The sequence below is a fragment of the Bradyrhizobium sp. ERR14 genome, assembly GCF_014198235.1.
Classification (GTDB): Bacteria; Pseudomonadota; Alphaproteobacteria; order Rhizobiales; family Xanthobacteraceae; genus Bradyrhizobium.
Map to the genome: position 1 here is coordinate 409,774 of NZ_JACIHD010000002.1, position 24,200 is coordinate 433,973.

At 64.5% G+C, this 24,200-nt stretch carries 23 protein-coding genes; 6 read left to right on the forward strand and 17 right to left on the reverse strand.

Annotated features, from left to right (window positions below; translation table 11 throughout):
- Positions 1-3: 3 nt before the first annotated feature.
- Entirely contained in the window at positions 4-363 is a 360-nt protein-coding gene (locus GGD62_RS08165; RefSeq protein WP_179737876.1) for a hypothetical protein, read from the reverse strand.
- A 154-nt stretch (positions 364-517) separates the two neighbouring features.
- Between GGD62_RS08165 and GGD62_RS08170 the strand changes: the two genes are divergently transcribed.
- Complete coding sequence (locus GGD62_RS08170) at positions 518-901, forward strand: VOC family protein (RefSeq protein ID WP_179737734.1); 384 nt, start codon at positions 518-520, stop codon at positions 899-901.
- Here GGD62_RS08170 and GGD62_RS08175 read toward each other — a convergent pair.
- Positions 898-1,341, reverse strand: a complete 444-nt coding sequence (locus GGD62_RS08175; protein ID WP_018317362.1) for an RbsD/FucU family protein — start codon at positions 1,339-1,341, stop codon at positions 898-900. The genes GGD62_RS08170 and GGD62_RS08175 overlap by 4 nt on opposite strands.
- Before the next feature lie 165 nt (positions 1,342-1,506).
- On the opposite strand from GGD62_RS08175, the gene GGD62_RS08180 reads away from it, so the two are divergent.
- Positions 1,507-3,303, forward strand: coding sequence for a caspase family protein (locus GGD62_RS08180; RefSeq protein ID WP_183707927.1), 1,797 nt, complete (start codon positions 1,507-1,509; stop codon positions 3,301-3,303).
- 284 nt (positions 3,304-3,587) lie between these two features.
- On the opposite strand, the gene GGD62_RS08185 is transcribed toward GGD62_RS08180, so the two are convergent.
- The 4 genes from GGD62_RS08185 to thiD form a co-directional block, all read right to left on the reverse strand.
- The gene (locus GGD62_RS08185; RefSeq protein WP_183707929.1) at positions 3,588-4,571 is read right to left on the reverse strand and encodes a threonine/serine dehydratase; all 984 of its coding nucleotides are present in this window, start codon (positions 4,569-4,571) and stop codon (positions 3,588-3,590) included.
- Positions 4,572-4,729: 158 nt separating this feature from the next.
- Positions 4,730-5,773, reverse strand: a complete 1,044-nt coding sequence (locus GGD62_RS08190) for a glycosyltransferase family 1 protein (RefSeq protein ID WP_018317365.1) — start codon at positions 5,771-5,773, stop codon at positions 4,730-4,732.
- A gap of 13 nt (positions 5,774-5,786) precedes the next feature.
- A complete protein-coding gene (locus GGD62_RS08195; RefSeq protein ID WP_018317366.1) occupies positions 5,787-6,599 on the reverse strand; it encodes a UDP-2,3-diacylglucosamine diphosphatase in 813 nt (270 codons plus the stop codon).
- A gap of 243 nt (positions 6,600-6,842) precedes the next feature.
- The gene (gene thiD / locus GGD62_RS08200; protein WP_183707931.1) at positions 6,843-7,643 is read right to left on the reverse strand and encodes a bifunctional hydroxymethylpyrimidine kinase/phosphomethylpyrimidine kinase; all 801 of its coding nucleotides are present in this window, start codon (positions 7,641-7,643) and stop codon (positions 6,843-6,845) included.
- A gap of 353 nt (positions 7,644-7,996) precedes the next feature.
- Between thiD and GGD62_RS08205 the strand changes: the two genes are divergently transcribed.
- Both GGD62_RS08205 and GGD62_RS08210 read left to right on the forward strand, forming a co-directional pair.
- Positions 7,997-9,940 carry a PAS domain S-box protein gene (locus GGD62_RS08205; RefSeq protein WP_246800012.1) on the forward strand — a complete coding sequence of 648 codons (1,944 nt, stop codon included), beginning with the start codon at positions 7,997-7,999 and terminating at the stop codon, positions 9,938-9,940.
- Between the two features lie 95 nt (positions 9,941-10,035).
- Complete coding sequence (locus GGD62_RS08210; RefSeq protein ID WP_018317369.1) at positions 10,036-10,281, forward strand: Lrp/AsnC family transcriptional regulator; 246 nt, start codon at positions 10,036-10,038, stop codon at positions 10,279-10,281.
- Between the two features lies 1 nt (position 10,282).
- Here GGD62_RS08210 and GGD62_RS08215 read toward each other — a convergent pair whose 3' ends face one another.
- Entirely contained in the window at positions 10,283-11,209 is a 927-nt protein-coding gene (locus GGD62_RS08215; protein WP_183707934.1) for a c-type cytochrome, read from the reverse strand.
- Positions 11,210-11,364: 155 nt separating this feature from the next.
- Between GGD62_RS08215 and GGD62_RS08220 the strand changes: the two genes are divergently transcribed.
- Positions 11,365-11,781 (forward strand): CHRD domain-containing protein, encoded by a 417-nt coding sequence (locus GGD62_RS08220; RefSeq protein WP_018317371.1) that lies wholly within the window; start codon positions 11,365-11,367, stop codon positions 11,779-11,781.
- 73 nt (positions 11,782-11,854) lie between these two features.
- Here GGD62_RS08220 and GGD62_RS08225 read toward each other — a convergent pair whose 3' ends face one another.
- The 5 genes from GGD62_RS08225 to GGD62_RS08245 form a co-directional block, all read right to left on the reverse strand.
- Positions 11,855-13,138: a cystathionine gamma-synthase family protein gene (locus GGD62_RS08225; RefSeq protein WP_183707936.1), complete on the reverse strand. Its 1,284-nt coding sequence runs from the start codon at positions 13,136-13,138 to the stop codon at positions 11,855-11,857.
- 305 nt (positions 13,139-13,443) lie between these two features.
- Positions 13,444-13,893 (reverse strand): cytochrome c, encoded by a 450-nt coding sequence (locus GGD62_RS08230; protein ID WP_183707938.1) that lies wholly within the window; start codon positions 13,891-13,893, stop codon positions 13,444-13,446.
- A 94-nt stretch (positions 13,894-13,987) separates the two neighbouring features.
- On the reverse strand, positions 13,988-16,297 hold the full coding sequence (locus GGD62_RS08235) for a xanthine dehydrogenase family protein molybdopterin-binding subunit (RefSeq protein ID WP_183707940.1): 2,310 nt from the start codon (positions 16,295-16,297) through the stop codon (positions 13,988-13,990).
- A gap of 320 nt (positions 16,298-16,617) precedes the next feature.
- Positions 16,618-16,893, reverse strand: coding sequence for a DUF1127 domain-containing protein (locus tag GGD62_RS08240; RefSeq protein WP_183235448.1), 276 nt, complete (start codon positions 16,891-16,893; stop codon positions 16,618-16,620).
- A gap of 173 nt (positions 16,894-17,066) precedes the next feature.
- Positions 17,067-17,414, reverse strand: coding sequence for a hypothetical protein (locus GGD62_RS08245; RefSeq protein ID WP_246800013.1), 348 nt, complete (start codon positions 17,412-17,414; stop codon positions 17,067-17,069).
- 181 nt (positions 17,415-17,595) lie between these two features.
- Between GGD62_RS08245 and GGD62_RS08250 the strand changes: the two genes are divergently transcribed.
- Complete coding sequence (locus GGD62_RS08250) at positions 17,596-17,745, forward strand: hypothetical protein (RefSeq protein ID WP_177237325.1); 150 nt, start codon at positions 17,596-17,598, stop codon at positions 17,743-17,745.
- Positions 17,746-17,946: 201 nt separating this feature from the next.
- Here the strand turns inward: GGD62_RS08250 and GGD62_RS08255 are convergent, their stop codons facing one another.
- From GGD62_RS08255 to GGD62_RS08275, 5 genes are all read right to left on the reverse strand, one after another.
- Entirely contained in the window at positions 17,947-18,402 is a 456-nt protein-coding gene (locus tag GGD62_RS08255) for a DoxX family protein (RefSeq protein WP_092261218.1), read from the reverse strand.
- Between the two features lie 219 nt (positions 18,403-18,621).
- Positions 18,622-20,148: a murein biosynthesis integral membrane protein MurJ gene (gene murJ / locus GGD62_RS08260; RefSeq protein WP_183707942.1), complete on the reverse strand. Its 1,527-nt coding sequence runs from the start codon at positions 20,146-20,148 to the stop codon at positions 18,622-18,624.
- A gap of 254 nt (positions 20,149-20,402) precedes the next feature.
- Positions 20,403-21,590: a DegT/DnrJ/EryC1/StrS aminotransferase family protein gene (locus tag GGD62_RS08265; protein ID WP_283806128.1), complete on the reverse strand. Its 1,188-nt coding sequence runs from the start codon at positions 21,588-21,590 to the stop codon at positions 20,403-20,405.
- An 11-nt stretch (positions 21,591-21,601) separates the two neighbouring features.
- Complete coding sequence (locus GGD62_RS08270) at positions 21,602-22,606, reverse strand: Gfo/Idh/MocA family protein (RefSeq protein WP_018317380.1); 1,005 nt, start codon at positions 22,604-22,606, stop codon at positions 21,602-21,604.
- Positions 22,607-22,787: 181 nt separating this feature from the next.
- The gene (locus GGD62_RS08275; protein WP_183707944.1) at positions 22,788-24,200 is read right to left on the reverse strand and encodes a mannose-1-phosphate guanylyltransferase/mannose-6-phosphate isomerase; all 1,413 of its coding nucleotides are present in this window, start codon (positions 24,198-24,200) and stop codon (positions 22,788-22,790) included.

Genomic DNA, 24,200 nt, shown 5'->3' on the forward strand with positions numbered 1-24,200 from the left:
CGATCACCCGCAATTCCACACCGCGCCGATCGGCGTGCGCGTCCAGCACGGACCGAAACTGCCGCCGTTGTAGCGGCCGCCGTTGAAGCCGGGGCGGCCGAAATAGTGCCACTCGCCGTCCCAGCGATAATATTGCGGAACCGGATCGATGTACCAGTGGCGGCGGTCGTTGCGCGCGAGCCGACGCATCGCGTCCTTCTGCTTGTAGAGCGGAATGCTGTTGCTCAGCGGCTGACGATAGCCCGGCAGGAAGCCGTAGCCCTTCCAGACGGGCTTGGGACGCTTTTGAAGGGGCTCAGCGGACGCCACAGTCGGCAGCAGCGAGAGGATGATGGCAACAGACAGACACATAAAGCGGGACATGGTGAAACCATAGACAGTCAGTTCCCGCCGCGCCATTCAAATTCGAGTGCGGGACGTTTCGCCGCTTCTGCCGAGCGGCCACTCTCGATAAGCTCAGCTCGCAACGCGTAGCGTGAACGCGGCGCGGACCGCTTGCATGTGCCGGAGTGACCGAATGCCTGAGAGCCCGCGCGTCGGCGCCTTTGCGATCGTTCCCAGCAACGATCTTCCCGCCGCAATTCCATTCTGGGAACGGCTCGGCTTTGCGCGCATCGGCGGCGATGCCGGCTATGTCATCATGAGCGGCCGGGGATGCGAGGTGCATCTCACGCAAGCCGGCGATGGCCCGTGGCGCGTGCCGGAGCACAATCCCTTTGGCATTTTCATTCGCACGCCCGAGGTCGAGGCCATTGCCGCGCGCGTGGACGATCTCATCATCCGGCCCGGCGGCGTGCTGCGCCACCGCGAATGGGGCATGTATGAAGTCGGCATCAACGGCCCCGACGGCCTTCTCGTCCGGATTGGCTGGCCCTCGGCGCTGATGCGCCAATCCGGCTAGCTGATCACGCCCTTCCTGATCAGGAAGCAGCCGTACCCCCTGCTGTCGCCGACCTGCACGACACCAAACCCCGCCGCGGCCGCGCGATAAAAATCCGCCCGCGAGAGCTTGCCGGGAACAACGGCGCGTCCGACCGCGCGCTCGATCTCAGCCAGCACGGCGCGCTGCACGTCGGGCACGCGGTCGGGATCGTCGACCGGCGCCATCACCCGCACCGGGTCGGGATCGAAATCGTCGAGCGGGTAGAGCGTCATGATGGCGCGAACGGCCGTCTCCATCGTCATGCCCGGCAGCTGGATCAGGCGCTGCGACGATGTCGAGCGGGCGATGTGCGTGGCCGGGTGGTTGGCGTCGACGACGACGAGATCGTCGCCGTGGCCCATGGAGGCCAGCAGCCAGAGCAGGTCGGGCGTGAGGATCGGATCGATCGATTTCAGCATGTGACGGCAGTTCCCATTATCGATCGCTAACCATAGCAGGTTCCGAGCGTGATTCAGATCACGCAAGGCCACCATGGTGAGGGGGATCACGGACCTCAAGCTCGAACGCGGCGAGGCTCCCCGGCAACCAATCTCGCATCGAGATCAGTGCCAAAGGAGCACGCCATGTTCCGCCTAAAGCCTTTCCTGATGACAGCAAGCCTTGTGGGGAGCCTGTTTGGCTTCGCCTGCGGCCCTGTTTCCGCGCAAGTTGCCCCGGTCGAGCCGGCCCCCACCGCGCTGCAGGGCCCGGAGCAGCGGGTGGCGCTGGTGATCGGCAATTCGAACTATAAGAACGCGCCGCAGCTCGCCAATCCCGACAATGACGCCGAGTCGATGGCGAAGTTCCTGAACTCGGCCGGCTTCGAGGTGGTTGCCGCGACCGACCTGACCCAGAACGACATGCTCCGCGTGGTGCAGGACTTCTCCGCCAAGGTGTCCGCGCGCGGTCCGAACACCGTGGCGATGGTCTATTACGCCGGTCACGGCGTGCAGCTCGCCGGCGAGAACTATCTCGTTCCCGTCGACGCCAAGGTGTCGAACCAGACCGAGCTCGTCAACAATTCGGTGCGCCTGGTCGACGTGATGTCGACGCTGGAGACGATCCCGAGCCGCATGCGCATCGTCATCCTCGATGCCTGCCGCAACAACCCGTTCCCTGATGTCAATGACGCCGGCCGCGGCCTTGCCATCGTCGATGCGCCGAACGGCTCGATCGTCGGTTACTCGACCGCACCGGGCGCTGAAGCGCTCGACGGCACCGGCGGTCACAGCCCCTACACGCAGGCGTTCCTGAACGTCGCACGTGAACCCAACGTGCCGATCGAGCAGCTGTTCAAGCGCGTTCGCCTGCAGGTGAACCAGTCCACCAGCGGTGCGCAGATCCCGTGGGAGAGCTCCTCGCTGACTTCGGACTTCACCTTCTTCGGCGACACCGCGGTTGCCGCCAATCGCGCGCCGGTCAGGGCACCGGTGGTGCAGATGGCCTCCAACCTGCCGAGCCGCTCGACTCGTCAGGCCTATGACTATGTCGTGTCGGAGGGCCGGCCGGAATATTATCAGGAGTTCATCCGGATGTACCCGCACGACCCGCTGTGCGACCACGTCCGCTGGCTGCTCAACAACATCCTGCTCTCGCAGGCCTGGCACAAGGCGGTGCTCGTCAATTCGCCGGTTGCCTACAAGACCTTCTATGACAGCTACGGCACCAGCCCCTACGCGCAAATGGCGCTGAAGCTGCAGATGCAGCCGAAGCAGATCCCCTTGATGCAGGCGACCAAGTTCCTGGCTCCGCAGAACATTGCTCCGACCTTCAAGATCGGCAATCTCGGCCAGCCGAAGTACATGCCGCTGCAGCAGGGTAATGGCGGCCAGATCAACGGTAATCTGCCGGTCGTGCAGAAGCCGGTCGACGGCAATGTCATCGGCAAGCTCGGCAATGGTGGCCAGATCGGCAACCTGCCCTCGGGCAACAACCAGCCGAACGGCACGCCGTCACAGACCCCGGGCAAGATCGTCACCCTGCCTGCGCCGACCAACACGACCACCAGCAATGGCGGTATCGGCAAGATCGTCACCCTGCCCGCGACCAACAACAAGCCGGACGCTGGCAACGCCAATGGCAAGCCGGGCAAGATCGTGAGCATGCCGGTGAATGTCGGCAAGGGCGGCTCGACTGTCGACGTGAAGCCCGTTCAGACGCAGAACCACCCGATCCGCGTCAACAACGGCAACACCGGCATCGTGAAGCTCAACAACAATCCGGTGAACAAGGTGCAGGTGCAGAACAACGTCCAGAACAACCGCCCGCAGCTCAACACGATGCCGAGCCGCATGGTCAACAGCAACAACAACTTCCGGCAGTCGATGAACCAGGCGCCGAGCATGGGCGGCAGCAACCGTCGCGGCGGCTTCATGCACTGATTGGGCGAAGAAGAAGGTGTGCTCCCTCCCCCGCTTGCGGGGGAGGGTTGGGGAGAGGGTCTCTCCACAACGGGACAATCCCCAAGAGGAAAGAGCCCCACCCGGCGCTTCGCGCCGACCTCCCCCGCAAGCGGGAGAGGTTGCACCGAGCAAGCGGTTAGTTCGATCCACAAGATCGACAAACACAAAGAAGGGGCAGAGCGGCAACGCTCTGCCCCTTCTTCATAAACCCTTAGACGTGGTCATTCCGGGATGGGCCGAGAGGCGCAGGCCCGGAATGACGGCTAGGCCACCAGCTCGGCGAACAGATCCGCGTCGACATTGCCGCCGGAGAGCACGATGACGACGTTCTTGCCGGCGACGTCGAGCCGGCCGGCCAGCAGCGCGGCGAGGCCGACAGCGCCGCCGGGCTCCACCACGAGCTTCAGCTCGCGATAGGCGAAGGCGACGGCGGCGCCGACTTCCTTGTCCGACGCGGTGACGCCGCGCGCGAGCAGCTTGCTGTTGATCGCGAAGGTCATCTCGCCGGGGATCAGGGCCATCAGCGCATCGCAGATGGTGCGGCCCGCGGGTGGATGCGGCTCGCGATGTCCTGCGCTCAGCGAGATGCCGTGATCGTCGAACGCCTCGGGCTCGGCCACCACGATCTCGGCGCGCGGATAGCGTGCCTTCACGGCGGTCGCGACGCCCGCGATCAGGCCGCCGCCGGAGGCCGGTGCCACCACGATGTCGGGGCTAAGGCCGAGGCCCGCCAAGTCTTCCGCGATCTCGCGGCCGGCGGTGCCCTGCCCCGCGATCACGAAGGGATCGTCATAGGGCCTCACCAGCGTCGCGCCGCGCTTTTCGGCGATGCCCCGCGAGATCGCCTCGCGGTGGTCCTTGTCGCGATCATAGAGCACGACCTCGGCGCCATAGGATTTGGTGCGCTCGCGCTTCGACAGCGGCGCATCCGCAGGCATCACGATGGTCGCCTGCATGTCGAGGATTTTTGCCGCGGCCGCCACGCCCTGGGCGTGGTTGCCGGAGGAGAACGCCACGACGCCGCCGGCGCGCTTGTCCTGCGGGATCGAGAACACCTTGTTGAAGGCGCCGCGGAACTTGAACGAGCCGGTGCGCTGGAGCATCTCCGGTTTCAAGAACACCTTCGCGCCGACGCGCTCGTTGAGCACGGGAAAGGACAACAGCGGAGTGCGGATGGCGTAGGGCGCGATCACACGCGCTGCGGCGTCGATATCGGCGGGGCCGATCGGGAGGAGCTGTTCGGTCATGGCCGAATGTTATCGCGGCCGATGAGGCCCGGGCAAGACACCTCCGCGCGAGGATTTTCCCCATAGCGTTTTCGAGCGAAGTGGAAACCGGTTCGCGTGAAGAAAACGCGTCAAAACAAGAATCTAGAGCTATTTCGATCCATCGGATCGAGATAGCTCTAGGCCACGAAGCGCGGCTGTTCCGCGCCGTTCCGGCCAGGCAGCACCGCGCCGACCGCCTCAATGCTGGCCACAAAGGCCCTCGCCGAGGCTTCCCAGGTGTAATTGGCCGCGAACGCGACGCAGTCCTGCCGGGAGATATCCAATGCCGCGAAGCAAGCGCTGCGCAAGTCGTGATCGAGCGCGCCGACCGGGGCATCACCGATGACGTCGCGGGGGCCCTTCACCGGGAAAGCGGCCACCGGCAGGCCGCTTGCGAGCGCTTCGAGCAGCACCAGGCCGAACGTGTCGGTCTTGCTCGGAAACACGAAGACGTCGGCGGCCGCATAGATATCCGCCAGTTCCTCGCCGTGCTTCTCGCCGAGGAAGATCGCATCGGGATAGGCCTCTTCGAGCGAGGCGCGCGCGGGGCCGTCGCCGACGATGACCTTGGTGCCGGGCAGATCGAGGTCGAGGAAGCCCTCGAGATTCTTCTCCACGGCGACGCGGCCGACCGACAGGAACACCGGCGCCGGCAGGCAGAGATCGATGGCGCGGGGGTGGAACAGCTGGGTGTCGACGCCGCGCGGCCACAGCACGACATTGTCGAAGCCGCGCTCGGTCAGCTCGCGGGCGAGCGCAGGCGTTGCAGCCATCACGGCGCGGCTGGCGCTGTGGAAGCGGCGCAGCGCCCGCCAGATCAGCGAGCCCGGCACCGGCACGCGGGCGCGGACATATTCGGGAAAGCGGGTGTGGAAGCTGGTCGTGAACGGCAGTCTGCGCTGGCGGCAGTAGCGGCGGACCATCAGGCCGATCGGCCCTTCGGTCGCGATGTGGATGCTGTCGGGGCGCGCCTCCGCGATCAGCTTAGCAATGCGCGCCGGACGCGGCATCGCCAGACGCACGTCGCGATAGCTCGGCATCGCAAAGGTGCGGAACGATTGCGGCGTCAGGAATGTGAATTCGACGCCGAGGCTTTTGCCGGCGTCGGCGAGCTTGGTCAGCGTCCGAACCACACCGTTGACTTGCGGGTGCCAGGCGTCGGTCGCGACCAGGATGCGCATCAGGCGGCCTCTGTTATGCAGCTCTGGCTGCAACCTGCGGGACTTGTGCCGGCTTCTGCAAATGATCCGCCCAGGTGATGATCTCGAAATGGCCGTCGTCGTGCTCGACCAGGGCCGTGCAGCTCTCGACCCAGTCGCCGCAATTCATGTAGCGGATGCCGCCCTCGTCGCGGATCACGGCGTAGTGGATGTGGCCGCAGATCACGCCGTCGGCGTCGTGGCGCCGCGCCTCGGCGGCGAGCGCCTGCTCGAACGCGCCGATATAGTTGACGGCGTTCTTGACCTTCTGCTTGGCCCATTGCGACAGCGACCAATAGGGCACGCCAAACAGGCGGCGGAAGAAGTTGACGAAGCGATTCATCTGGATCGCGAAGTCGTAGGCCTTGTCGCCGAGATGGGCGAGCCAGCGCGCGTTCTGCACCACGAGGTCGAAGATGTCGCCGTGGATGACGAGATAACGCTTGCCGTCCACGCCGGTGTGGACGGTGTTCTCGACGACGTCGATGCCGCCGAAATGCGTGCCGTAATAGTTGCGCAGGAACTCGTCGTGATTGCCGGGGATGTAGACGACCTTGGCGCCCTTGCGCGCCTTGCGCAGCAGCTTCTGCACGAGGTCGTTGTGGGATTGCGGCCAGTTCCAGCTCGATTTCAGCGCCCAGCCATCGACGATGTCCCCGACCAGATAGATCGTGTCGGCATCATGGTAGCGCAGGAAGTCGAGCAGAAGATCGGCTTGAGAACCGCGGGCTCCGAGATGAACGTCGGAGATGAACAACGTGCGAAAGCGCCGCTCCGGGCTCTCGTCACTCACATCGTAACTTCCCATGCGCCAGCCTGTAACAATGTCCCGTGACAGGGGGATGACCGATTGAACTTTTGAGGCACCTTCAGATACGAATCACGCCTTGCCTCGCCCTCTCCGCGAATATCAGTCGCATGCGACAATCAGGCGACATGGCGCCGCAGGGGGCGCCGCAGCAATCCTACCCTCCCCCTCCAGGGGAGGGTGAACTACCCACACGAGCAGCGCTGAACAGACGAACGCCTGCGCTCCCGCTGGCCGCTCGCCTCAGTAGAACTTGTGGAAATGATGGACCGGGCCGTGGCCGTGCCCGACGCTGAAGCGGTCAGCGGCTGCGATGGCCGCGCTGATCCAGGTCTTGGCGTTGCGCACGGCAAGCTCCAGACCTTCGCCCTTGGCGAGCCCCGCCGCGACCGCCGAGGACAGCGAGCAGCCGGTGCCATGGGTGTTGCGTGTGGCAACGCGCGGCGCCGCAAGCGCGATCGTGCTTTCGGACGTGACGAGATAGTCGGTGCTCTCGGCGCCCTCGCCGTGTCCGCCCTTGATCAGGACCGCACCGCAGCCGAGCGCCAGCAGGCGATGCCCCTGGGCTTCGATCTCGGCCTCGCTTGCCGCGACCGGCTCGTCGAGCAGAGCCGCGGCCTCCGGCAGATTGGGCGTGATCACCGACGCCAGCGGTATCAGTTTTGTGCGGAGCGCGTCGACGGCCTCGGATGCCAGCAGGCGGTCGCCGGAGGTCGCCACCATCACGGGATCGAGCACGACGTGCCCCGGCGCCCAGCGCGACAGCGCGGCCGCGATCGCATCGATACTGGCGACCTGGGCCACCATGCCGATCTTCACCGCGCCAATGTCGAGATCGGAAAACACCGCATCGATCTGCGCGGTGACGAACTCGGCCGGCACCGCATGAATGCCGGTGACGCCGCGCGTGTTCTGCGCGGTCAAGGCCGTAATGACGGACGCGCCGTAGACGCCGAGCGCGGCAAACGTCTTCAGGTCGGCCTGGATGCCGGCGCCGCCGCTCGAATCGGAGCCGGCGATGGTGAGTGCGACCGGGGTCGTCATCGCCGGACACCTTTGCTGGATACGGACACCGCCATGGCCTGTCCTAGCGCGGCCGTGGAACACCGGCAAGCGCGCCGAGCCGTGTCCGATAGTGATTCGCGACGCCGTGCATTCCCTGCGAATCAGGCAAACAGCGGGCCGGCTCGCCCCGCAATCGTGCGGACTTGAAAATGCAACCGCGCCGGACCCTTGGTATAGTCTCGAACCTCACCTGCTTCGCCGAAGAGCGCGAGGTGAGAGTGGAACTGTCCAGCGACACCCATGTTGCGGGCTCACGGCCCGCAAGCCGCCTGGAACGGAATCTTGGGGTGGGAATGATGTGGGCCTTTTTTGAACGTCTCCTCGACTCGTCCATGCTGTCGCCGCACGGCATCTGCCTGTTGTGGGAGCCTGAGCTGATCTGGCTTCACGTCGTGTCCGACGCCTGCATCGCCGCCGCCTATTTTTCGATTCCGTTTGCCCTTGCGATCCTGGTCACCAAGCGGCGCGACCTCAAGTTCGGCTGGGTCTATTGGGCCTTCGCGATCTTCATCATGGCGTGCGGCCTCACCCATGTGCTGTCGATCTACACGCTCTGGGTCCCGGTCTATGGCATCGAGGGCATGGTCAAGGCGGCGACCGCGGTGGCATCCGTGGTCACGGCGGGCGCGCTCTGGCCGCTGCTGCCGAAGATCCTGACGATCCCCTCGCCGTTCGAGCTGCGGCAGGTCCAGGCCGCGCTCGAGGAGGAGGAGATCAAGAGCCGGGACGCGACGCTGCTGCTCAAGCAGGTCAGCGACGCCCAGCGCGCGATGCGCGAGAGCGTGGCGCGCCTCACCGCGATCGTCGAGACCGCGGTCGACGGGGTCATCCTGCTCGACGCGCAGGACCATATTCTGCTGTTCAATCCGGCCTGCGAGCGCTTGTTCGGCTACTCTGCCGACGAGGTCATGGGCCGGAACGTCAGGATGCTGATGCCCGAGGCGGGCGCCGCGCCCGACAGCCACGCAAGGCATTTCGCGACCGCCGGCGAGGCCATCGGCCTGCGCAAGGACGGTTCGACCTTTCCGATGGACGTGTCGGTCGGCCGGACCCGGCAGGACGGCGAATTGATCTTCGTCGGCATCGTCCACGACCTGACCGCGCGCAAGCTGACCGAGCAGCAACTCCAGCAGGCGCAGAAGATGGAGACGGTCGGTCAGCTCTCCGGCGGCATCGCCCATGACTTCAACAACCTGCTCACCGTCATCATCGGCAACGCCGAGCATCTGAGCGAGCAGCTCAAGGCGAGGCCCGACCTGCGCCGCTTTTCCGAGGACATCTGCCAGTCGGGCGAACGGGGTGCCGAGCTGACGCAGCGCCTGCTCGCATTCAGTCGCCGCCAGTTGCTGCAGCCCCAGACGATCGATTGCCGGGGCCTGCTCGAGTCCATGTTCAAGCTGCTCAAGCGCACCTTGCGCGAGGACATCGAGATCAGGACGGCTTCCAGGCCCGGCACGATCGTGGCCTTCGCGGATCGGGCCCAGCTCGAATCCGCCGTGCTCAACCTTGCGCTCAATGCGCAGGATGCCATGCCGGCCGGTGGTCATCTGACCCTGAGCACGGAGTTGACGACACTTGACGATGACTATCGCGCCCTTCACCCCGAAGTCGCATCCGGCAGCTATGTGTTGATCTCGATCACCGACGACGGCGAAGGCATGACGCCGGACGTCACCCGGCGCGCCTTCGAGCCGTTCTTCACCACCAAGGAGGTCGGCAAGGGCTCGGGCCTCGGCCTCAGCATGGTCTATGGTTTCGCCAAGCAATCCAATGGCCATGTCACGATCTACAGCGAGCCGGGCCTTGGGACGACGGTCCGGATCTATTTGCCGCGCGCGGACATCGGATCATCGCACGCCGAGCTTTCCGATGGCGAGGACGCGGCGCCCCGAGGATACGAGACGATCCTGATCGCCGAGGACGATCCGTTCGTTCGCTCCTCCGCCATTCGCAGGGTGGAAGCTCTCGGATATCGCGTCATTGCCGCGGTCAACGGCAAGGAGGCCTTGCAGCAGCTGCGTACCGAGCCCGGTATCGACATGCTGTTCACCGACATCGTGATGCCCGGCGGCATGAGCGGCTGGGAGCTCGCCGACCAGGCGCGGCGGATTCGCCCCGGTCTGCCGGTCCTGTTCACCTCGGGCTACGCGCTGGAGACCCTGGTCGAGGAGGGCCACGCGCATGCGCAGGCGATCGTGCTGACCAAGCCCTACCGCAAGGTCGAGCTCGCGCAGCGGCTCAGAGACGCATTCGCCGCGGCCGTGGTGACGTCCTAAACGAGGGACCGGCATCTGGCGGCCGGCAAGTCCGCTTGCTAAATCGGGCCGGGTTTGGCCTATTAGCCGTCAGATACGCTTTCGGAGTGCCCGCGATGGTTCCTTTTTTCGTCCAGATCAAATGCAAGCTCGGCCAGTCCTATACGGTCGCCAATGCGCTTGCCGAAGCCGAGATCGCGTCCGAGATCTACTCCACGGCCGGCCAATATGACCTCCTGGTGAAATTCTACGTCGACAAGGACACCGACATCGGCCATTTCGTCAACGAGAAGGTGCAGGTGCTGCCGGGCATCCAGGACACCCTCACCATCATCACCTTCAAGGCGTTCGGCGCCAGCTGAGCTAATCAGCTTCCTTGCGCTTGGGCCGCGGCGGACCCTCGACCGGCGGCAGCGATTTGAGATAGTCCGCCATCGCCGCAATATCCGCGTCGGACAATTGCGAGGTGTTCTTGATCACCCGCCTCATCGCGCCGCCGACGCTGTCGCCGTCGGGCAAGTCGCCGGTCTTGAGCAAATCGGCGATATCCTTGGCGCTCCACTCGCCGAGGCGCTTCTGGGTGATGTTGGGGACCCACCCCTCGCCTTCCGGATTGGGCCCGCCGGCAAAGCGCTCGCCCGAGATGATGCCGCCAAGCGCGTTGCGCGGGCTGTGGCATTCGGCGCAATGGCCAAAACTGTTGACGAGATAGGCGCCGCGATTGAATTGCGGCGACTTGGTGCCGTCAGCGACGAAGCGCTTGCCGTCCATGAACAGCAATTTCCAGATGCCGACATTGCGCCGGATATCGAAGGGAAACAGGATATCGTGGTCACGCACCTTGCCGGCAACAGACGGCAGCGTCTTCAGATAGGCGAAGAGATCGAGCACGTCCTCGCGCCTTGCGTGCTGATAGGACGTATAGGGAAAGGCAGGAAAATAATGCTGCCCGCCCGGCGAAACCCCGTGCATCACCGCGTTGACGAAGTCGGCGTCGGTCCATTTGCCGATGCCGTCGTTCGGATCGGGAGAGATGTTCGGCGCGTAGAACGTTCCGAACGGCGACTTGATCGCGAGGCCGCCACCGAGCTTGACACGGTCGGGCTGGTCCGGAGTGGCATGGCAGGACGCGCAGCCCCCGGCGTTGAACATGGCCTCGCCGTTGGCAAGGTTTGCCACGTGGGCCGGCGCATTGCCCGCGGCCGCCACCACTGGCGCGCTGAGCCACCAATAGACCACGGCAGCAGTGACCGCGGCGAGCAGCCCCACGAGAATTGTTCGTTGCAACATGCGGATCCATTCACTCGTCGCGGAGAATCTAAGACTGATGCCGTCGCAACTCCAACCACGAAGAATTTAGCCAGCCCCGGCCGGAAACGGGAATAAACTGAAACGCCGGCTGTTGAAAGTTTGGCAGCCCGAACGGGCTCAGCAGGGAGAATGTCATGAACAAGACCGTCATTGCCGCCTTAGCGCTCGGTGCCGTTGCTTTTGCCGGTCCGGCCAGCGCCGAAAAGCTGAAAGCAACGCTCGACGGCAAGTCCGAGGTGCCGGCAACGACCACCAGCGGCACCGGAACCGCCGATCTGGACTATGATGCCGCCAGCAAGAAGCTGTCGTGGACCGTCACTTATTCCGGGCTCTCCGGCCCCGCCACCGCCGCGCATTTCCACGGCCCGGCCGAGGCCGGCAAGAACGCAGGCGTGGCCGTTGCGATCCCGAATGCGGCCGCGAGCCCGGTCAAGGGCGAAGCGACGCTCACCGACGCGCAGGCCGCCGATCTGCTCGGCGGCAAGCTCTACATTAACATCCACACCGCGGCGAACCCGGGCGGCGAGATCCGCGGCCAGGTGACGAAGTAAGCCGCGACGCTGCTTCGTTGCGTGAAGGCCGGGCGCAGGAGGGGCGTCCGGCCTTTTCGATTCCGGCCGCGCCTTAAGCCGCGTTCAGCGCCTGCGTGAGGTCGGCAATCAGGTCGGAGGGATTCTCGATGCCGATCGACAGCCGGATCGTGGAATCGAGCACGCCGATTTTCCGGCGGATGTCGGCGGGGACGCCGGAATGGGTCATGGTCGCAGGCAGGCTGGCGAGCGATTCCGTGCCGCCGAGACTGACCGCCAGCTTGAGGATCTGCAGCGCGTTGAGGAATTTCACCGCAGCATCCTTGCCGCCGACGATGTCGAACGAGAAGGTGGATCCCGCCCCCAGGCATTGCCGCGCGAACACACGCCCGGCCGGCGAGGCCTCCTCGTGATGACCGAGATAGTGGACCTTGGCCACCTTGGGGTGATCGCGCAAATAATCCGCCACGAGGCGCGCATTCGCATCGGCTTTTTCCATGCGCAGGCTCAGAGTCTCGAGCGAGCGGTTGATCATCCAGCAGGAATGCGGATCGAGCTGGGTGCCGATGGCGCCGCGGAGCGCCTTGATGCCTTTCATCAGCGCCTTCGAACCGAGCGCGGCGCCCGCGATCAGGTCGGAATGACCACCGACGTACTTCGTGAGCGAGTAGAGGGAAATGTCGGCGCCGTGCTCGATCGGCCGCTGAAACACCGGTCCGAGCAGCGTGTTGTCGCAGGCGATGATCGGCGTGTGTCCCTGGGCCTTGCCGATAGCGTCGGCGATGCGGCGGATCATGGCGACATCGACCAGGCCGTTGGTCGGGTTGGCCGGGGTCTCGATCAGGATCATCGAAACGCGGCCCTTGGCTATGGCCTCCTCCGAGGCCTGCTTGACGGCGGCTTCGTCGATCCCGTCGGCAAAGCCGACGGCGCCGATCGACAGGCGGGCCAGCGTGTTCGTCAGCAGCGTTTCCGTCCCGCCATAGAGCGGCTGCGAGTGCAGGATGACGTCGCCCGGGCGAACGAAAGCCAGGATCGTGGTGGCGATGGCCGCCATGCCGGACGAGAACAGCGCGCAGCTCTCGGTGCGCTCGTAGATCGAGAGCCTGTCCTCGACGATCTCGCTGTTGGGATGGTTGAAGCGCGAATAGACCAGACCCGCACCCATGCCTTCCGGCGGCTCGCGCCGACCGGCGACGAAATCGAAAAAGTCCTGCCCGTCATCGGCCGTCCTAAACACGAAGGTAGAGGTCAGGAACACCGGCGGCTTGATGGCGCCTTCCGACAGTTGCGGATCATAGCCATAGGTCAGCATCAGCGTTTCAGGGTGCAGCATGTGATTGCCGATGTGGGTCTTCGACGGAAACGGTTTTGCCATGGCCTGTCTCGCTGTTGATTGGGGTCTTCGCCGCGCGTTGGAACTCCTGATGTAATGAGGCAGTCGGGAAAGAGGTGCGCCTCGTCGCATCAACGCCACGGCCGTTGGCTCGAAGATAGCTGCTCCGGCAGCGATCCGTCAGACCTTGCGCACAGAAAAAGGGCGGTCGCTTTCGCAACCACCCTTCATAATTCCAATGCAGTATGTAGCCCGGACGAGCGAAGCGACATCCGGGACAGACTATCAACTCGGCTGGACTCCCCGGATATCGCTTCGCTCATCCGGGCAAGGGACTCTGTAACCCGCTATTTCAACTTCACCCGATAGGTCTCGTGGCAATCGTTGCAGCGATCATTGATCGCGGTATAGGCCGCTTTCAGGCTCGCGACGTCGGTAATCTTGCCTTTGACGTCGGCGATCGCCTTCTGCACTGGCGGAATCTTGGAGTCGAAATCGGCCTTGTTCTGCCAGACCTTTTGCGAGGCACCGTACGTCGCGTTCACCACGTCCTGCTTGGGATTGACCTCGAAGGTCTTGGCGATCTTGGCGACGTCGGCCTCGATGCTGGCGATGGCCTGATCGGCAGCCTTCCGGTCGAAGGGGATATCGCCCTTCGTCATCTTCTGGATGACGCCATACTGGTTCTTGGCGATCGAGCGCATCAGATTGTCCTGCTGGACGGCAATCTCCTGTTGCGCCATCACGGCGCCGGCCCCCAAAAAAAGGGTGCCCGCGACAATCATCGTTCTTTTCATTGGCAAACGTCTCCGGCTCGCAGAGGTGAGGATGGGCCCATCCATGGATAGAACCCCGCAGCGGGCGTTTATTCCCGCCGCGGAAGAATCCCGCCTAGAGGCTGTGGCGGCGATGGTGCTCGCTGATGGCGATCCACACCCGCTCGGGGGTCGCGGGCATGTCGATGTGGTCGATCTTGTACTCGCGCCAGAGGGCGTCGACGATGGCGTTGACGACGGCCGGACAGGAGCCGATTGCGCCGGCTTCGCCCGCCCCCTTCACGCCCAGCGGATTGGTCTTGCAGGGGACGTTGGCGGTCTCGAACACGAAGGCCGGCCCGTCCGCCGCGCGCGGCAGCGCGTAGTCCATGAAGGTCGCGGTGATGAGCTGGCCGTCATTGGGCCCATAGACCACCTGCTCCATTAGCGCCTGGCCGATGCCCTGCATGGCGCCGCCATGCACCTGGCCGGCCAGCAGCAGCGGGTTGAGCGTCTTGCCGAAATCGTCGACGATCACGTAGTTGACGATTCTGATGATGCCGGTGGCCGGATCGATCTCGACCTCAGCCAGATGCGTCCCGTTCGGGTAAGTGCCGTCGGCACTGGCGAAGGTCGCGCTGCCGTTCAGCTTCGACGGATCGGCGCCGGGCCGCTTGGCAAGGTCGGCGAAGGAGATCGAGCGGTCAGTGCCGGCGATCCGGATCACGCCATCGGTGATCTCGAGGTCGCCCGCGCTTGCTTCCAGCGCTTGCGCGGCGAGCTCCTTCAGCTTCTTGCCGAGATCGCCCGCAGCACGCTCCACGCAGACGCCGCCGGTGGGAATCGAGGCCGAGCCGCCGGTGCCGAGGCCGGTCGCGATCTCGTCGGTGTCGCCCTGACGGATATGCACCCGCTCCGGCGGCAGGCCGAATTGCTCGGCGACGATCTGCGCATAGGCGGTCTGATGGCCCTGCCCGCTCGATTGCGTGCCGATCAGCACGGTGACGTCGCCACTGGGATCGAGACGGACGTTGGCCGTCTCCTCACCCATCACGCCGCAGATCTCGACGTAGCTCGCAAGACCGATGCCGCGGATTAGCCCGTTCTTCTTGGCCGCCTTGGCGCGCTTGCCAAATTCCTTCCACTCGGCGATCTCCATCGCGCGCTTGAGATGCGCGGCGAAATCGCCGGAATCATAGACCTTGCCCGTCGCGGTCTTGTAAGGCAGCGCCTTCGGCGGAATGAAATTCTTGCGACGGACGGCATCGGGCGTCATGTCGAGCTTTCGCGCGCAGGCGTCGACGAGACGTTCGATGACGTAGGCCGCCTCCGGCCGCCCGGCGCCGCGATAGGCATCGACCGGCACGCTGTGCGTGAAGATGGTGCGCACCCGGCAGTGGAAGGCCTGGATGTCGTAGAGGCCCGGCAGCATGCCCGCGCCGCCATGCGGGATGTAGGGGCCGAAGGTCGACAGATACGCGCCCATGTCGCCCATCAGGTCGCAGTCCATCGCGAGGAACTTGCCGTCCTCGGCCAGCGCCATCTTCGCAGTGGTGACGTTGTCGCGGCCCTGCGCATCGCCCAGGAAATGCTCGGAGCGATCTGCCGCCCACTTCACCGCTTTCTTCAGTTTTCGCGCGGCGACCGCCATCAGGGCGTATTCCCGGTACGGAAACAGCTTTGTGCCGAAGCCGCCGCCGACGTCGGGGCAGATCACCCGCATCTTGTCGGTGGGGATGTTGAGCACGTTCTGGCACAGGATGTCGCGCAGGCGATGGCTGCCCTGGCTGCCGATCGTCAGTGTCAGGTGGTCGCGCTTGGCGTCATATTCGCAGACCGCTGCGCGCGTTTCCAGGAAGCTGGCAACCACGCGCGGATTGACGATGGCAATCTCGGCGACCGCATGCGCCTTGGCGAAAGCAGCTTCCGTCGCCGCCTTGTCGCCGATCGAGACGTCGAACAGCACGTTGCCGGCCTTGTCCGGCCAGACCTGCGGCGCGCCTTTCTTCACGGCATTGACGACGCCGGTCACAGCCGGGAGTTGGCTCCATTTGACCTCGATCGCCTCGATCGCATCGCGCGCCTGGTCGATGGTCTCGGCGACGACGAAGGCGACGGCATCGCCGACGTGGCGCACCTCGTCCTTGGCCAGGATCGGGTATGGCGGGCCGGTGAACGGATCGGTCTCGAGGTTGAACAGGCAGGGCAGATTGCCGAGATCCTTGACGTCATCGGCGGTCAGGATCAGCGCGACCCCGGGCAAGCCGCGGGCGCGGCTCACATCGATGGTGTATTTGGCATGCGCGTGCGGCGAGCGCAGCATCAGGCAGCGGAGCGCAGCCTGCGGCGCATAATCGTCGGTATAGCGGCCCTTGCCGCGGATGAGCGCGTCATCCTCCTTGCGCAGCACGCTTTGGCCAACGCCGAACTTGATGGGAGCCGCCATTTTATCTTCCCGTTCTCATGGTTGTTTTGCCGGCATATTGCCGTGGAAAAACTGGCAAGGCAAACGGCTTTAGGCGGGCACGAGCCGCGAAGAACCACCTCGTCGGTCAGAGCGGGGCGGGGCCGGTAGGCCGCAGTCCGGTCATTTCCGTGTGAAGATTGATGGTCCCTCGGGCGGCCTCGGCGCACATGGTCCCGGCGAGGCGGCACGACGGCAGGATCGTTACCGAACTTGCACCACAAACGCGCGCCCGAAAACAAGCAGTGGTGCTTACCGCCGCTTGTTCGCAAAGCGCGTGTCCACGTCGCGTGGTTGATCATTTACATCCCGCCGCGGCCCCACAGAGTCCTCGTGCTATCTCTCAGTCTGTCAATGGCGCGTTCAGGCGCGATGCGGTCGATCTCGCCGCGCGTCAAGCCGATATCCATCAGCTCCCTGTCGCTGAGGTCCTGCAAGGCGACCCCTGCGCGCGGCCGCCAATCCTGAAACGCCCGCCAGTATCGCCTGAGTAGGCTCTGGACGATGGAGAGGTCGAGGCCACGCCTTGCGGCGTCGACCTCCGTCGCGGCTGTGATGTTGGTCTGTTGTGGTGGCATCGGATGCTCCTGCTGTTGAGCCGGCAGGGAGCGTGGCCAAACAAAAGGCCCCGTCCGATGCCGGCGGGGCCTGGTGGAAAAGATGTCGTCATCGAATTGCTAGCGCACGACTCCTTCCACGGCCCAGCCGAAGCGGGTCATGTGGTTGCGGTTGACGGTGCGCGAGCATTTAATCATGCAGCGCGTTTAGCACGCCAATCGCGCAAAATCAAGAGATGTGCCGATGTCCGTTGCATCCTGGGGGCGAGCACCTGCTTGCCTAGCCGCGCACGAGCGAGACAAGCCAGCTGCGGCCAACAGGATGAGATCGCGAGAGCATGAACAATCGTGCCGCCGACGGCGAGCAGGACGAGCCTCAACTCATCATGTAAATGCATCGAGGCGAAAGCTGAACCGCTGAAGCGCGCAATTAGCCAGAACGATGCGGCGAGGATGATCCCGGTCAGCAGGAATTTGGCGAGCGACATCAGCCAGGCACGGTCAAGCACGAGAAAGCCGCGCCGCGCGGCAAAGAAGAGCACCAGCAGCAGAATGGTCCAGCTTCCCGGCGTACACTCAGACGCCGTGCTTAGGCGATGTCATGGCGAGCTAACGGTTCTTCCGAGTGTTTCAGCATCTTGCCACTTTTAGGAGGACTTGTCGGGTGGGTTCAGATCGGCAACACTGCTTGGATTTCCAGTAATTGCTTTGATGGGTGTCCTCATGCCCGAAACATTGGAAATCCTGTTGTGGTGTGCCGCGCTCGCGACGTGGCTGATGCTTTCCTTCAGGATAATAAGCGAGCGCCTGAAGCCGCTCTCAAATCTCGTCAGCCATCTGCTCGAAGTTGCTTTCAGGCACAAGGCGAAGTGACGTAGTAACGGCCGCAAAGGCACGGCTTGGCAGCTGCCGAGCTGGCAGAGCTGCGCCTCGCGTTGATGGCGTCAAGACGAACGGCCAAGCGGCACATCGTGCGGCTGCAACCTCTCGCAACCCTACTGGGGCCGACGATGCTCACTCGAAGCAAGTTATTGGCTATCAGGCTGAGGAAACGGCTGAAACGAACAACGCTGCTTAGCCTGCCAACCTCCGATCGAGGGAGAACCGGCCTCCTCCGGTGACCAGGATCAACAGAGCGCCTCCTGATATCGAGATGTTCTTCAGGAAATTATTGTACTGCCCGATCTGTTGCGGACCGGCGGGATATTCCCAGTAACGATGTGCGATTGCAGTCGCCGACAATACAAACAGAAAGATCAAAATTGCGCAGTAGCGCGTACCAATGCCGAGTATCAAACCAACCGATATTAGTATTTCCAGGATGACGGTGGTCGTCGTGAACAGCTGCGGCACTGGAAGGTTGAGCGACCGAAAATAGCCCACTGAGCCACTGAAGTTGGAAAGTGCTCCATACACGCTTCCAACAAACACCCATGCAAGCAGGATGCGGCCGATCAGGATCAGCAGGTCGGCATTGCTGGTGGCGAACTGGTCGATCCGAGATGTGGACCAGGGAGAGCGAAATGACATGGTCACTGCCTCATCGCGTGCTACCTGAGGACGGCACCTGAATATCGTATCACGATTGGCGAACCGCATGAAGGCCGCCCCGCGGGGCATGACGCACTGTAGACCCCTGGTGCATCCGAGGCCCAACAAACGGTCCATCCGCTCACGGCGTTGGCCGCGTTCAAAGCGATTCTTCGGCGCGGTGACGGCGGGCTAGGCGTGTTGGCTTTCGGCACACGCCTAGCCGCGCACCAGCGAGACCAGCCAGCTGCGGCCGAACAGGATGAGGATCGCAAGCGCGTAGACGATCGTGCCACCGACGGCCAGTAGGACCAGTGTCAACTCGTCGTGGAAGCGCATCGAGGCGAGAGCTGAAGCGCTGAAGTGCGCGATCAGCCAGAAGGCGGCGGCGAGAATGACCCCTGTCAGCAGAAATTTGGCCAGCGACATCAGCCAGGCGCGGTCGAGCACGAGAAAGCCGCGCCGCACGGCGAAGAACAGCACCAGCAGCAGATTGGTCCAGACGCCGATGGCGGTGGCGAGCGCAAGTCCGATCTGCGCGAGCGTCCCCATCAAGGCGAACTTCAGCGCGACGTTGACGGCGATGCCGGTCAGCGACGCCCGCACCGGCGTCGCCGTATCCTTGCGCGCATAGAAGGTCGCAACCGCGCTGCGGATCAGCACGAACGGGATCAGGCCGATGGCGTAGGCCGCGAGCGTGCCGCCGGCGGCGACCGCATCGGCCTTGGAGAACGCGCCGCGCGCGAACAGCGCGCGCATGATCTCGTCGGGCACGGTGAGGAACGCGGCCACGAACGGGACCGAGAACAGCAGCGTGAAATCGAAAGCGCGGCGTTGCGCCTTCATCGCACCGTCATGGTCGTTGGCGGTGATCCGCCGCGACATCTCCGGCAGCAGCACGGTGCCGATGGCGATGCCGATCACGCCAATCGGAAGCTGGTTGAGCCGATCGGCGTAATAGAGCGCCGACAGCGCGCCGGCCGGCAGAAAGGTCGCGATGATGGTGTCGGCGAACAGCGCCACCTGCGTGCCCATCGAGCCCAGCGTCGCGGGGCCGAGTGCCTTGAAGAAGCCGCGGACGTCTTCGTCGAGCTTGAGCGGCGCAAACCGCGGCAGGCCGCCATGGCGGGCGAGATCGCCGGCGAGCAGGAAATATTGCAGGAAACCGGAGATCAGGACGCCCCAGGCGGCCGCATGGCCCGCGCTCGGAAACCAGACGGCGACCGCCAGCGTCATCATCATCGAAACGTTCAGGAAGATCGAGGCCGCCGCGGCGCTGGCAAAGCGCTGCATCACGTTGAGCATGCCGCCGTAGAGCGTCACCAGCGTGATCAGCAGGAGATAGGGAAAGGTGATCCGGGTCAGCTCGATCGCGAGCTTGCGCTGCTCGGCGTCCTCAGAAAAGCCCGGCGCCAGGATGCTCATGGCCTGCGGCATGAACAGCCAGGCGACGATCAACAGCACCACCTGCGAGGCCAGCAGCAGCGTGAAGATGCGGTCGGCGAACAGGCGCGCCGCCGCCGCGCCCTTCTCGCCATGGACATGCGCATAGGCCGGCACCCAGGCGGCGTTGAAGGCGCCCTCGGCGAAGATCGCGCGAAAATGATTGGGCAGCCGCAGCGCGACGAAAAAGGCATCGGCCACGGGGCCGGCGCCGAGGATCGCCGCGAGCATGATGTCGCGGGCAAACCCCGTCAGCCGCGAGAGCAGCGTGTATCCGCCGACTGTGAAGATGCGTCCGAGCATGCGTCTGTTTTAGAGACTAATCAGCCTAACGATAAGGCTTTGAAGTTTGACGTGATCAAAAAAGACGGGCGCTCGGCCTGCGATGCGCATTGCCGTGCCCTCTCCCCTTGTGGGAGAGGGCAGCGAGGCTGGTAGATGCAAACTCAATCGGGTGAGGGGTATCTCTCAGCGCATACCGCGTGGAGAGAGACCCCTCACCCGTCTCGCCGCTATGCGGCGAGCCACCCTCTCCCACAGGGGGAGAGGGTAAGCGATCAGCCCGCAATCGCGCCGCGGACGGCGGCGATGATTCGCTCCTGATCGGCTTCGGTCAGATAGGCGTGCATCGGCAGGCTAATGACGTCCTGCGACAGGCTCTCGCAACCGGGCAGGCCGCCCTCGGCGACCGGATATTGCTTGTAGGCGGTCTGCTGATGCATCGACTTGCCGTAATAGATCGCGGTCGGCACGCCCTGGGCTTTCAGCGCGGCAGCGAAGCCGTCGCGGTCGGTGCCCTCAGGGAGGCGGATCGTGTACTGCGCCCAGACCGAGGTGTTGCCGGGTGCCAGGCGCGGCACGGTCACGACGTTGCTCAGGCCCCGCGCGTAGCGCTCGGCGACCTTGTTGCGGGCGGCGATCTCGTCGTCGAAGATCTTCAGCTTCTCGATCAGGATCGCGGCCTGCATGGTGTCGAGCCGGCCGGTCAGGCCGAGGCGGACGTTGTCGTATTTGTCGACGCCCTGCCCGTGCACGCGGATGCTGCGCAAGGTGGCCGCGAGATCGTCGTCATCGGTGAAGATCGCGCCGCCGTCGCCGAAGCAGCCGAGCGGCTTTGCGGGGAAGAAGCTGGTCGTGGTGGCGAGCCCGAAGGTGCCGAGCTTGCGGCCCCTGTAGCTCGCACCGAACCCTTGCGCGGCGTCGTCGATCACGAACAGGCCTTCGGCCCTGGCGATCTCGGCGATGGCATCGTGGTCGGCGGGCTGGCCGAACAGATCGACCGGAATGACCGCAACCGGCTTCAGGCCGGCCTTGCGGGCGGTTGCGATGCCGCGCTTGAGCGACTCCGGGCTCATGTTGAAGGTCGTCTCGTCGACATCGACGTAGACAGGGGTCGCGCCCATCCGTGCCGCCGGCGACGCGGTCGCGATGAAGGTGAAGGACGGACACAGCACGGCATCGCCGGGGCCGACGTTCTTTGCCATCAGCACCATGAGAAGCGCGTCGGTGCCGCTGGCGCAGCCGATCACGTGCTTGGCACCGCTATAAGTCGCGAGCTGCTTCTCGAGCTCGGCGACTTCAGGGCCATTGACGAACTGGCAGTGGTCGAGAACGCGCTTGACCGCGGCATCCAGCGAAGCGCCGAGCCGGCGGCGCTGCGAGGCGACGTCGATGAAGGGAATGGGTTCGGAACGCAGATGCTGGTTCATGACCTGGCTCTTGGCGCCTTCTTGAATGGTCGACATGGACGAAGGGTTCAGCCGGCGACGCGGCGCGGGCCCTTGAGGGCGGGCGATTTGGCCGCGGGCCGTGACGGCGTCTCCAGGCACTGCGTCGCGATCTCGAGGCTGGCGACGCCCTCGTCACCGGTGACCGCCGGCGTCTCGCCGTTGCGCACCGCCTTGAGGAACGCGATCAGCTCGGCGCGGAGCGGCTCGTCGTGTCCGACCGGCAGATGCCGCATCGAATAGCTGCCGTCCGGCTTGAAGCCGAAGCACTCGGTGACCTGGCGCGTGAGCAGATCGCCCATCACGTATTTGCCGCGGGTCGCGACCGTGACGCTGCGCGCCTTGAACGGCGTCAGCCAGTTGGTGTTGATGTGGGCGAGCACGCCGCTCTCGGTGCGGAACTGCAGCAGCGCGATGTCCTCGCGCTCGGCGACCGCGCTCGACAATTGCGGCTGCACCTCGACGATGTCGGATTCGGTGAACCAGCGGATCAGGTCGATGTCGTGCACGGCGAGGTCGATGACGACGCCGACATTGGACATGCGCGGCGGAAACGGGCCGACGCGCGTGATCGCGATGGAAAGAATGTCTTCGCCCGCGATCGCCTGCTTGACGGCGGCAACCGCCGGATTGAAGCGCTCAACATGGCCGACCATCAGCGTGACGCCGGCCTTTTGCGCGGCAGCGACGATCTCGCGGCCCTCCTCCACCGTGGATGCGATCGGCTTCTCGACCAGAACATGAATGTTCCTGGCGATGCAGGCGAGCGCGACCTCGTGATGCAGATGGGTGGGAGCTGCGATGGTGACGGCGTCGACGCCTTCGGCGAAGAGCTGGTCGAGCGTCTCGAAGCTTGCGCAATTGGCAAGTTCCGTCGCGCGTGTGCGATGTGCCGGCGAAGGATCGACGACGCCGACGAGGCTGACGCCGGGAAGACCCGCAAGCACGCGCGCGTGGTTGCTCCCCATCACGCCAGCGCCAATGACGCCGACGCGCAAGCCGGCCTTTGCCGGTGCAGACCCTTTGGAACTCATCTGAGTAAACCCCGATTCAACGCAAATCCCCGGCGCGCTTCTAGCACGGACGCCACATTTGTGGCGAATGCCGCCTTGGCGGCCCGGACACGATTTGATTCAAAAAGTTACACGTTCCCCGGGCCTTAAGCCGAAAAATATCGCGTCTTTGGCCCGGGTCACGTGATTCGGAGTTTGCTGGTTACGACCTTTGATAGTCGTCTTCAATCCGGATGATGTCGTCTTCCCCGAGATAGCTTCCAGTCTGGACCTCGATCAGTTCCAGCATGATTTTACCGGGGTTCTCCATCCGATGGACGGCGCCCATCGGGATGTAGATCGACTCGTTCTCGTGCACCGTCTTCACGGCCTCGTTGACGGTGACGCGGGCGGCGCCGCGGACCACGATCCAGTGCTCTGCGCGATGATGGTGCTTCTGCAGCGACAGCCGCCCGCCCGGCTTCACCACGATGCGCTTGACCTGGTGGCGCTCGCCATTGTCGACGGACTGATAGCTGCCCCAGGGCCGATGCACCTTGAGATGCTCCTCGGTGACCTTCGGCGCGACCGCCTTCAACTTGGTGACGAGACGCTTCAGGCCGTTGGCATCCTTCTGGCGCGAGACCAGCACCGCATCCGCGGTCGCGACCACGACGAGATCGTCGACGCCCTCGAGCGCGACCAGCGCCTGGTCGGTGGTGACGTTGCAGTTGCGGGAGTCTTCGAACACCGCAGCGCCGTGCGACGCATTGCCCTGCGCGTCCTTGTCGGAGAGCTCCCACACCGCGTGCCAGGAGCCGACGTCGGACCAGCCGCATGACACCGGCACGACCGCGGCGCGCGAGGTCTTCTCCATCACGGCATAGTCGATCGAGATCGCCTTGGCCGCGCCGAACGCCTCGGGCTCCAGCGTGACGAAGCTGAGATCGCGGCCGGCATTGTTGACCGCGTTGGTGACGGCCTCGACGCTTCCTGCATCGACCCTGCGATACTCGTCGAGCAGCACGCTGGCCGGGAACATGAAGTTGCCGCTGTTCCAGAGATAGCCCGAATTGACGTAGTCGGAGGCCTTCACCGCGTCCGGCTTCTCGACGAAGCGCGCGACCGCATGCACCTCGCCGGAGATCACCTCGCCCGGGTTGATATAGCCGTATTCGGTCGCCGGCCGCTCCGGCTTGACGCCGAAGGTGACGATGCGCCCGGTGCTCGCGGCGTTACGGCCCTCGCGGCATGCGGCAACGAAAGCGGCATTGTCCTGCACGACGTGGTCGGCGGCGAGCGCGAGCACGATGGCTTCACTGGCGCGGTTCTGCGCGAACACGGCGCCGGCCGCGATCGCAGGTCCTGAATCGCGCCGCATCGGCTCGAGGATCACGTCGGCCTCGATGCCGATCTCGGCGAGCTGCTCCAGCACCATGAAGCGATAGGACGCATTGGTGATGACGATCGGCCGGTCGAACAGGGAGGGATCGGAAACGCGCAGCAGCGTGTCCTGGAAAGTCGAGCGCGTGCCGAACAGCGGCAGGAACTGTTTTGGCCGCACCTCGCGCGAAGCCGGCCACAGCCGCGTGCCGGCACCGCCGCACATGATCAGGGGGATAATGCGTTTGTCCAT

Coding starts and splice junctions, on each gene's coding strand:
- GGD62_RS08165 (WP_179737876.1), bottom strand. CDS start 363: ATGTCCCGCTTTATGTGTCTGTCTGTTGCCATCATCCTCTCGCTGCTG.
- GGD62_RS08170 (WP_179737734.1), top strand. CDS start 518: ATGCCTGAGAGCCCGCGCGTCGGCGCCTTTGCGATCGTTCCCAGCAAC.
- GGD62_RS08175 (WP_018317362.1), bottom strand. CDS start 1,341: ATGCTGAAATCGATCGATCCGATCCTCACGCCCGACCTGCTCTGGCTG.
- GGD62_RS08180 (WP_183707927.1), top strand. CDS start 1,507: ATGTTCCGCCTAAAGCCTTTCCTGATGACAGCAAGCCTTGTGGGGAGC.
- GGD62_RS08185 (WP_183707929.1), bottom strand. CDS start 4,571: ATGACCGAACAGCTCCTCCCGATCGGCCCCGCCGATATCGACGCCGCA.
- GGD62_RS08190 (WP_018317365.1), bottom strand. CDS start 5,773: ATGCGCATCCTGGTCGCGACCGACGCCTGGCACCCGCAAGTCAACGGT.
- GGD62_RS08195 (WP_018317366.1), bottom strand. CDS start 6,599: ATGGGAAGTTACGATGTGAGTGACGAGAGCCCGGAGCGGCGCTTTCGC.
- thiD (WP_183707931.1), bottom strand. CDS start 7,643: ATGACGACCCCGGTCGCACTCACCATCGCCGGCTCCGATTCGAGCGGC.
- GGD62_RS08205 (WP_246800012.1), top strand. CDS start 7,997: ATGCTGTCGCCGCACGGCATCTGCCTGTTGTGGGAGCCTGAGCTGATC.
- GGD62_RS08210 (WP_018317369.1), top strand. CDS start 10,036: ATGGTTCCTTTTTTCGTCCAGATCAAATGCAAGCTCGGCCAGTCCTAT.
- GGD62_RS08215 (WP_183707934.1), bottom strand. CDS start 11,209: ATGTTGCAACGAACAATTCTCGTGGGGCTGCTCGCCGCGGTCACTGCT.
- GGD62_RS08220 (WP_018317371.1), top strand. CDS start 11,365: ATGAACAAGACCGTCATTGCCGCCTTAGCGCTCGGTGCCGTTGCTTTT.
- GGD62_RS08225 (WP_183707936.1), bottom strand. CDS start 13,138: ATGGCAAAACCGTTTCCGTCGAAGACCCACATCGGCAATCACATGCTG.
- GGD62_RS08230 (WP_183707938.1), bottom strand. CDS start 13,893: ATGAAAAGAACGATGATTGTCGCGGGCACCCTTTTTTTGGGGGCCGGC.
- GGD62_RS08235 (WP_183707940.1), bottom strand. CDS start 16,297: ATGGCGGCTCCCATCAAGTTCGGCGTTGGCCAAAGCGTGCTGCGCAAG.
- GGD62_RS08240 (WP_183235448.1), bottom strand. CDS start 16,893: ATGCCACCACAACAGACCAACATCACAGCCGCGACGGAGGTCGACGCC.
- GGD62_RS08250 (WP_177237325.1), top strand. CDS start 17,596: ATGCCCGAAACATTGGAAATCCTGTTGTGGTGTGCCGCGCTCGCGACG.
- GGD62_RS08255 (WP_092261218.1), bottom strand. CDS start 18,402: ATGTCATTTCGCTCTCCCTGGTCCACATCTCGGATCGACCAGTTCGCC.
- murJ (WP_183707942.1), bottom strand. CDS start 20,148: ATGCTCGGACGCATCTTCACAGTCGGCGGATACACGCTGCTCTCGCGG.
- GGD62_RS08265 (WP_283806128.1), bottom strand. CDS start 21,590: ATGTCGACCATTCAAGAAGGCGCCAAGAGCCAGGTCATGAACCAGCAT.
- GGD62_RS08270 (WP_018317380.1), bottom strand. CDS start 22,606: ATGAGTTCCAAAGGGTCTGCACCGGCAAAGGCCGGCTTGCGCGTCGGC.
- GGD62_RS08275 (WP_183707944.1), bottom strand. CDS start 24,200: ATGGACAAACGCATTATCCCCCTGATCATGTGCGGCGGTGCCGGCACG.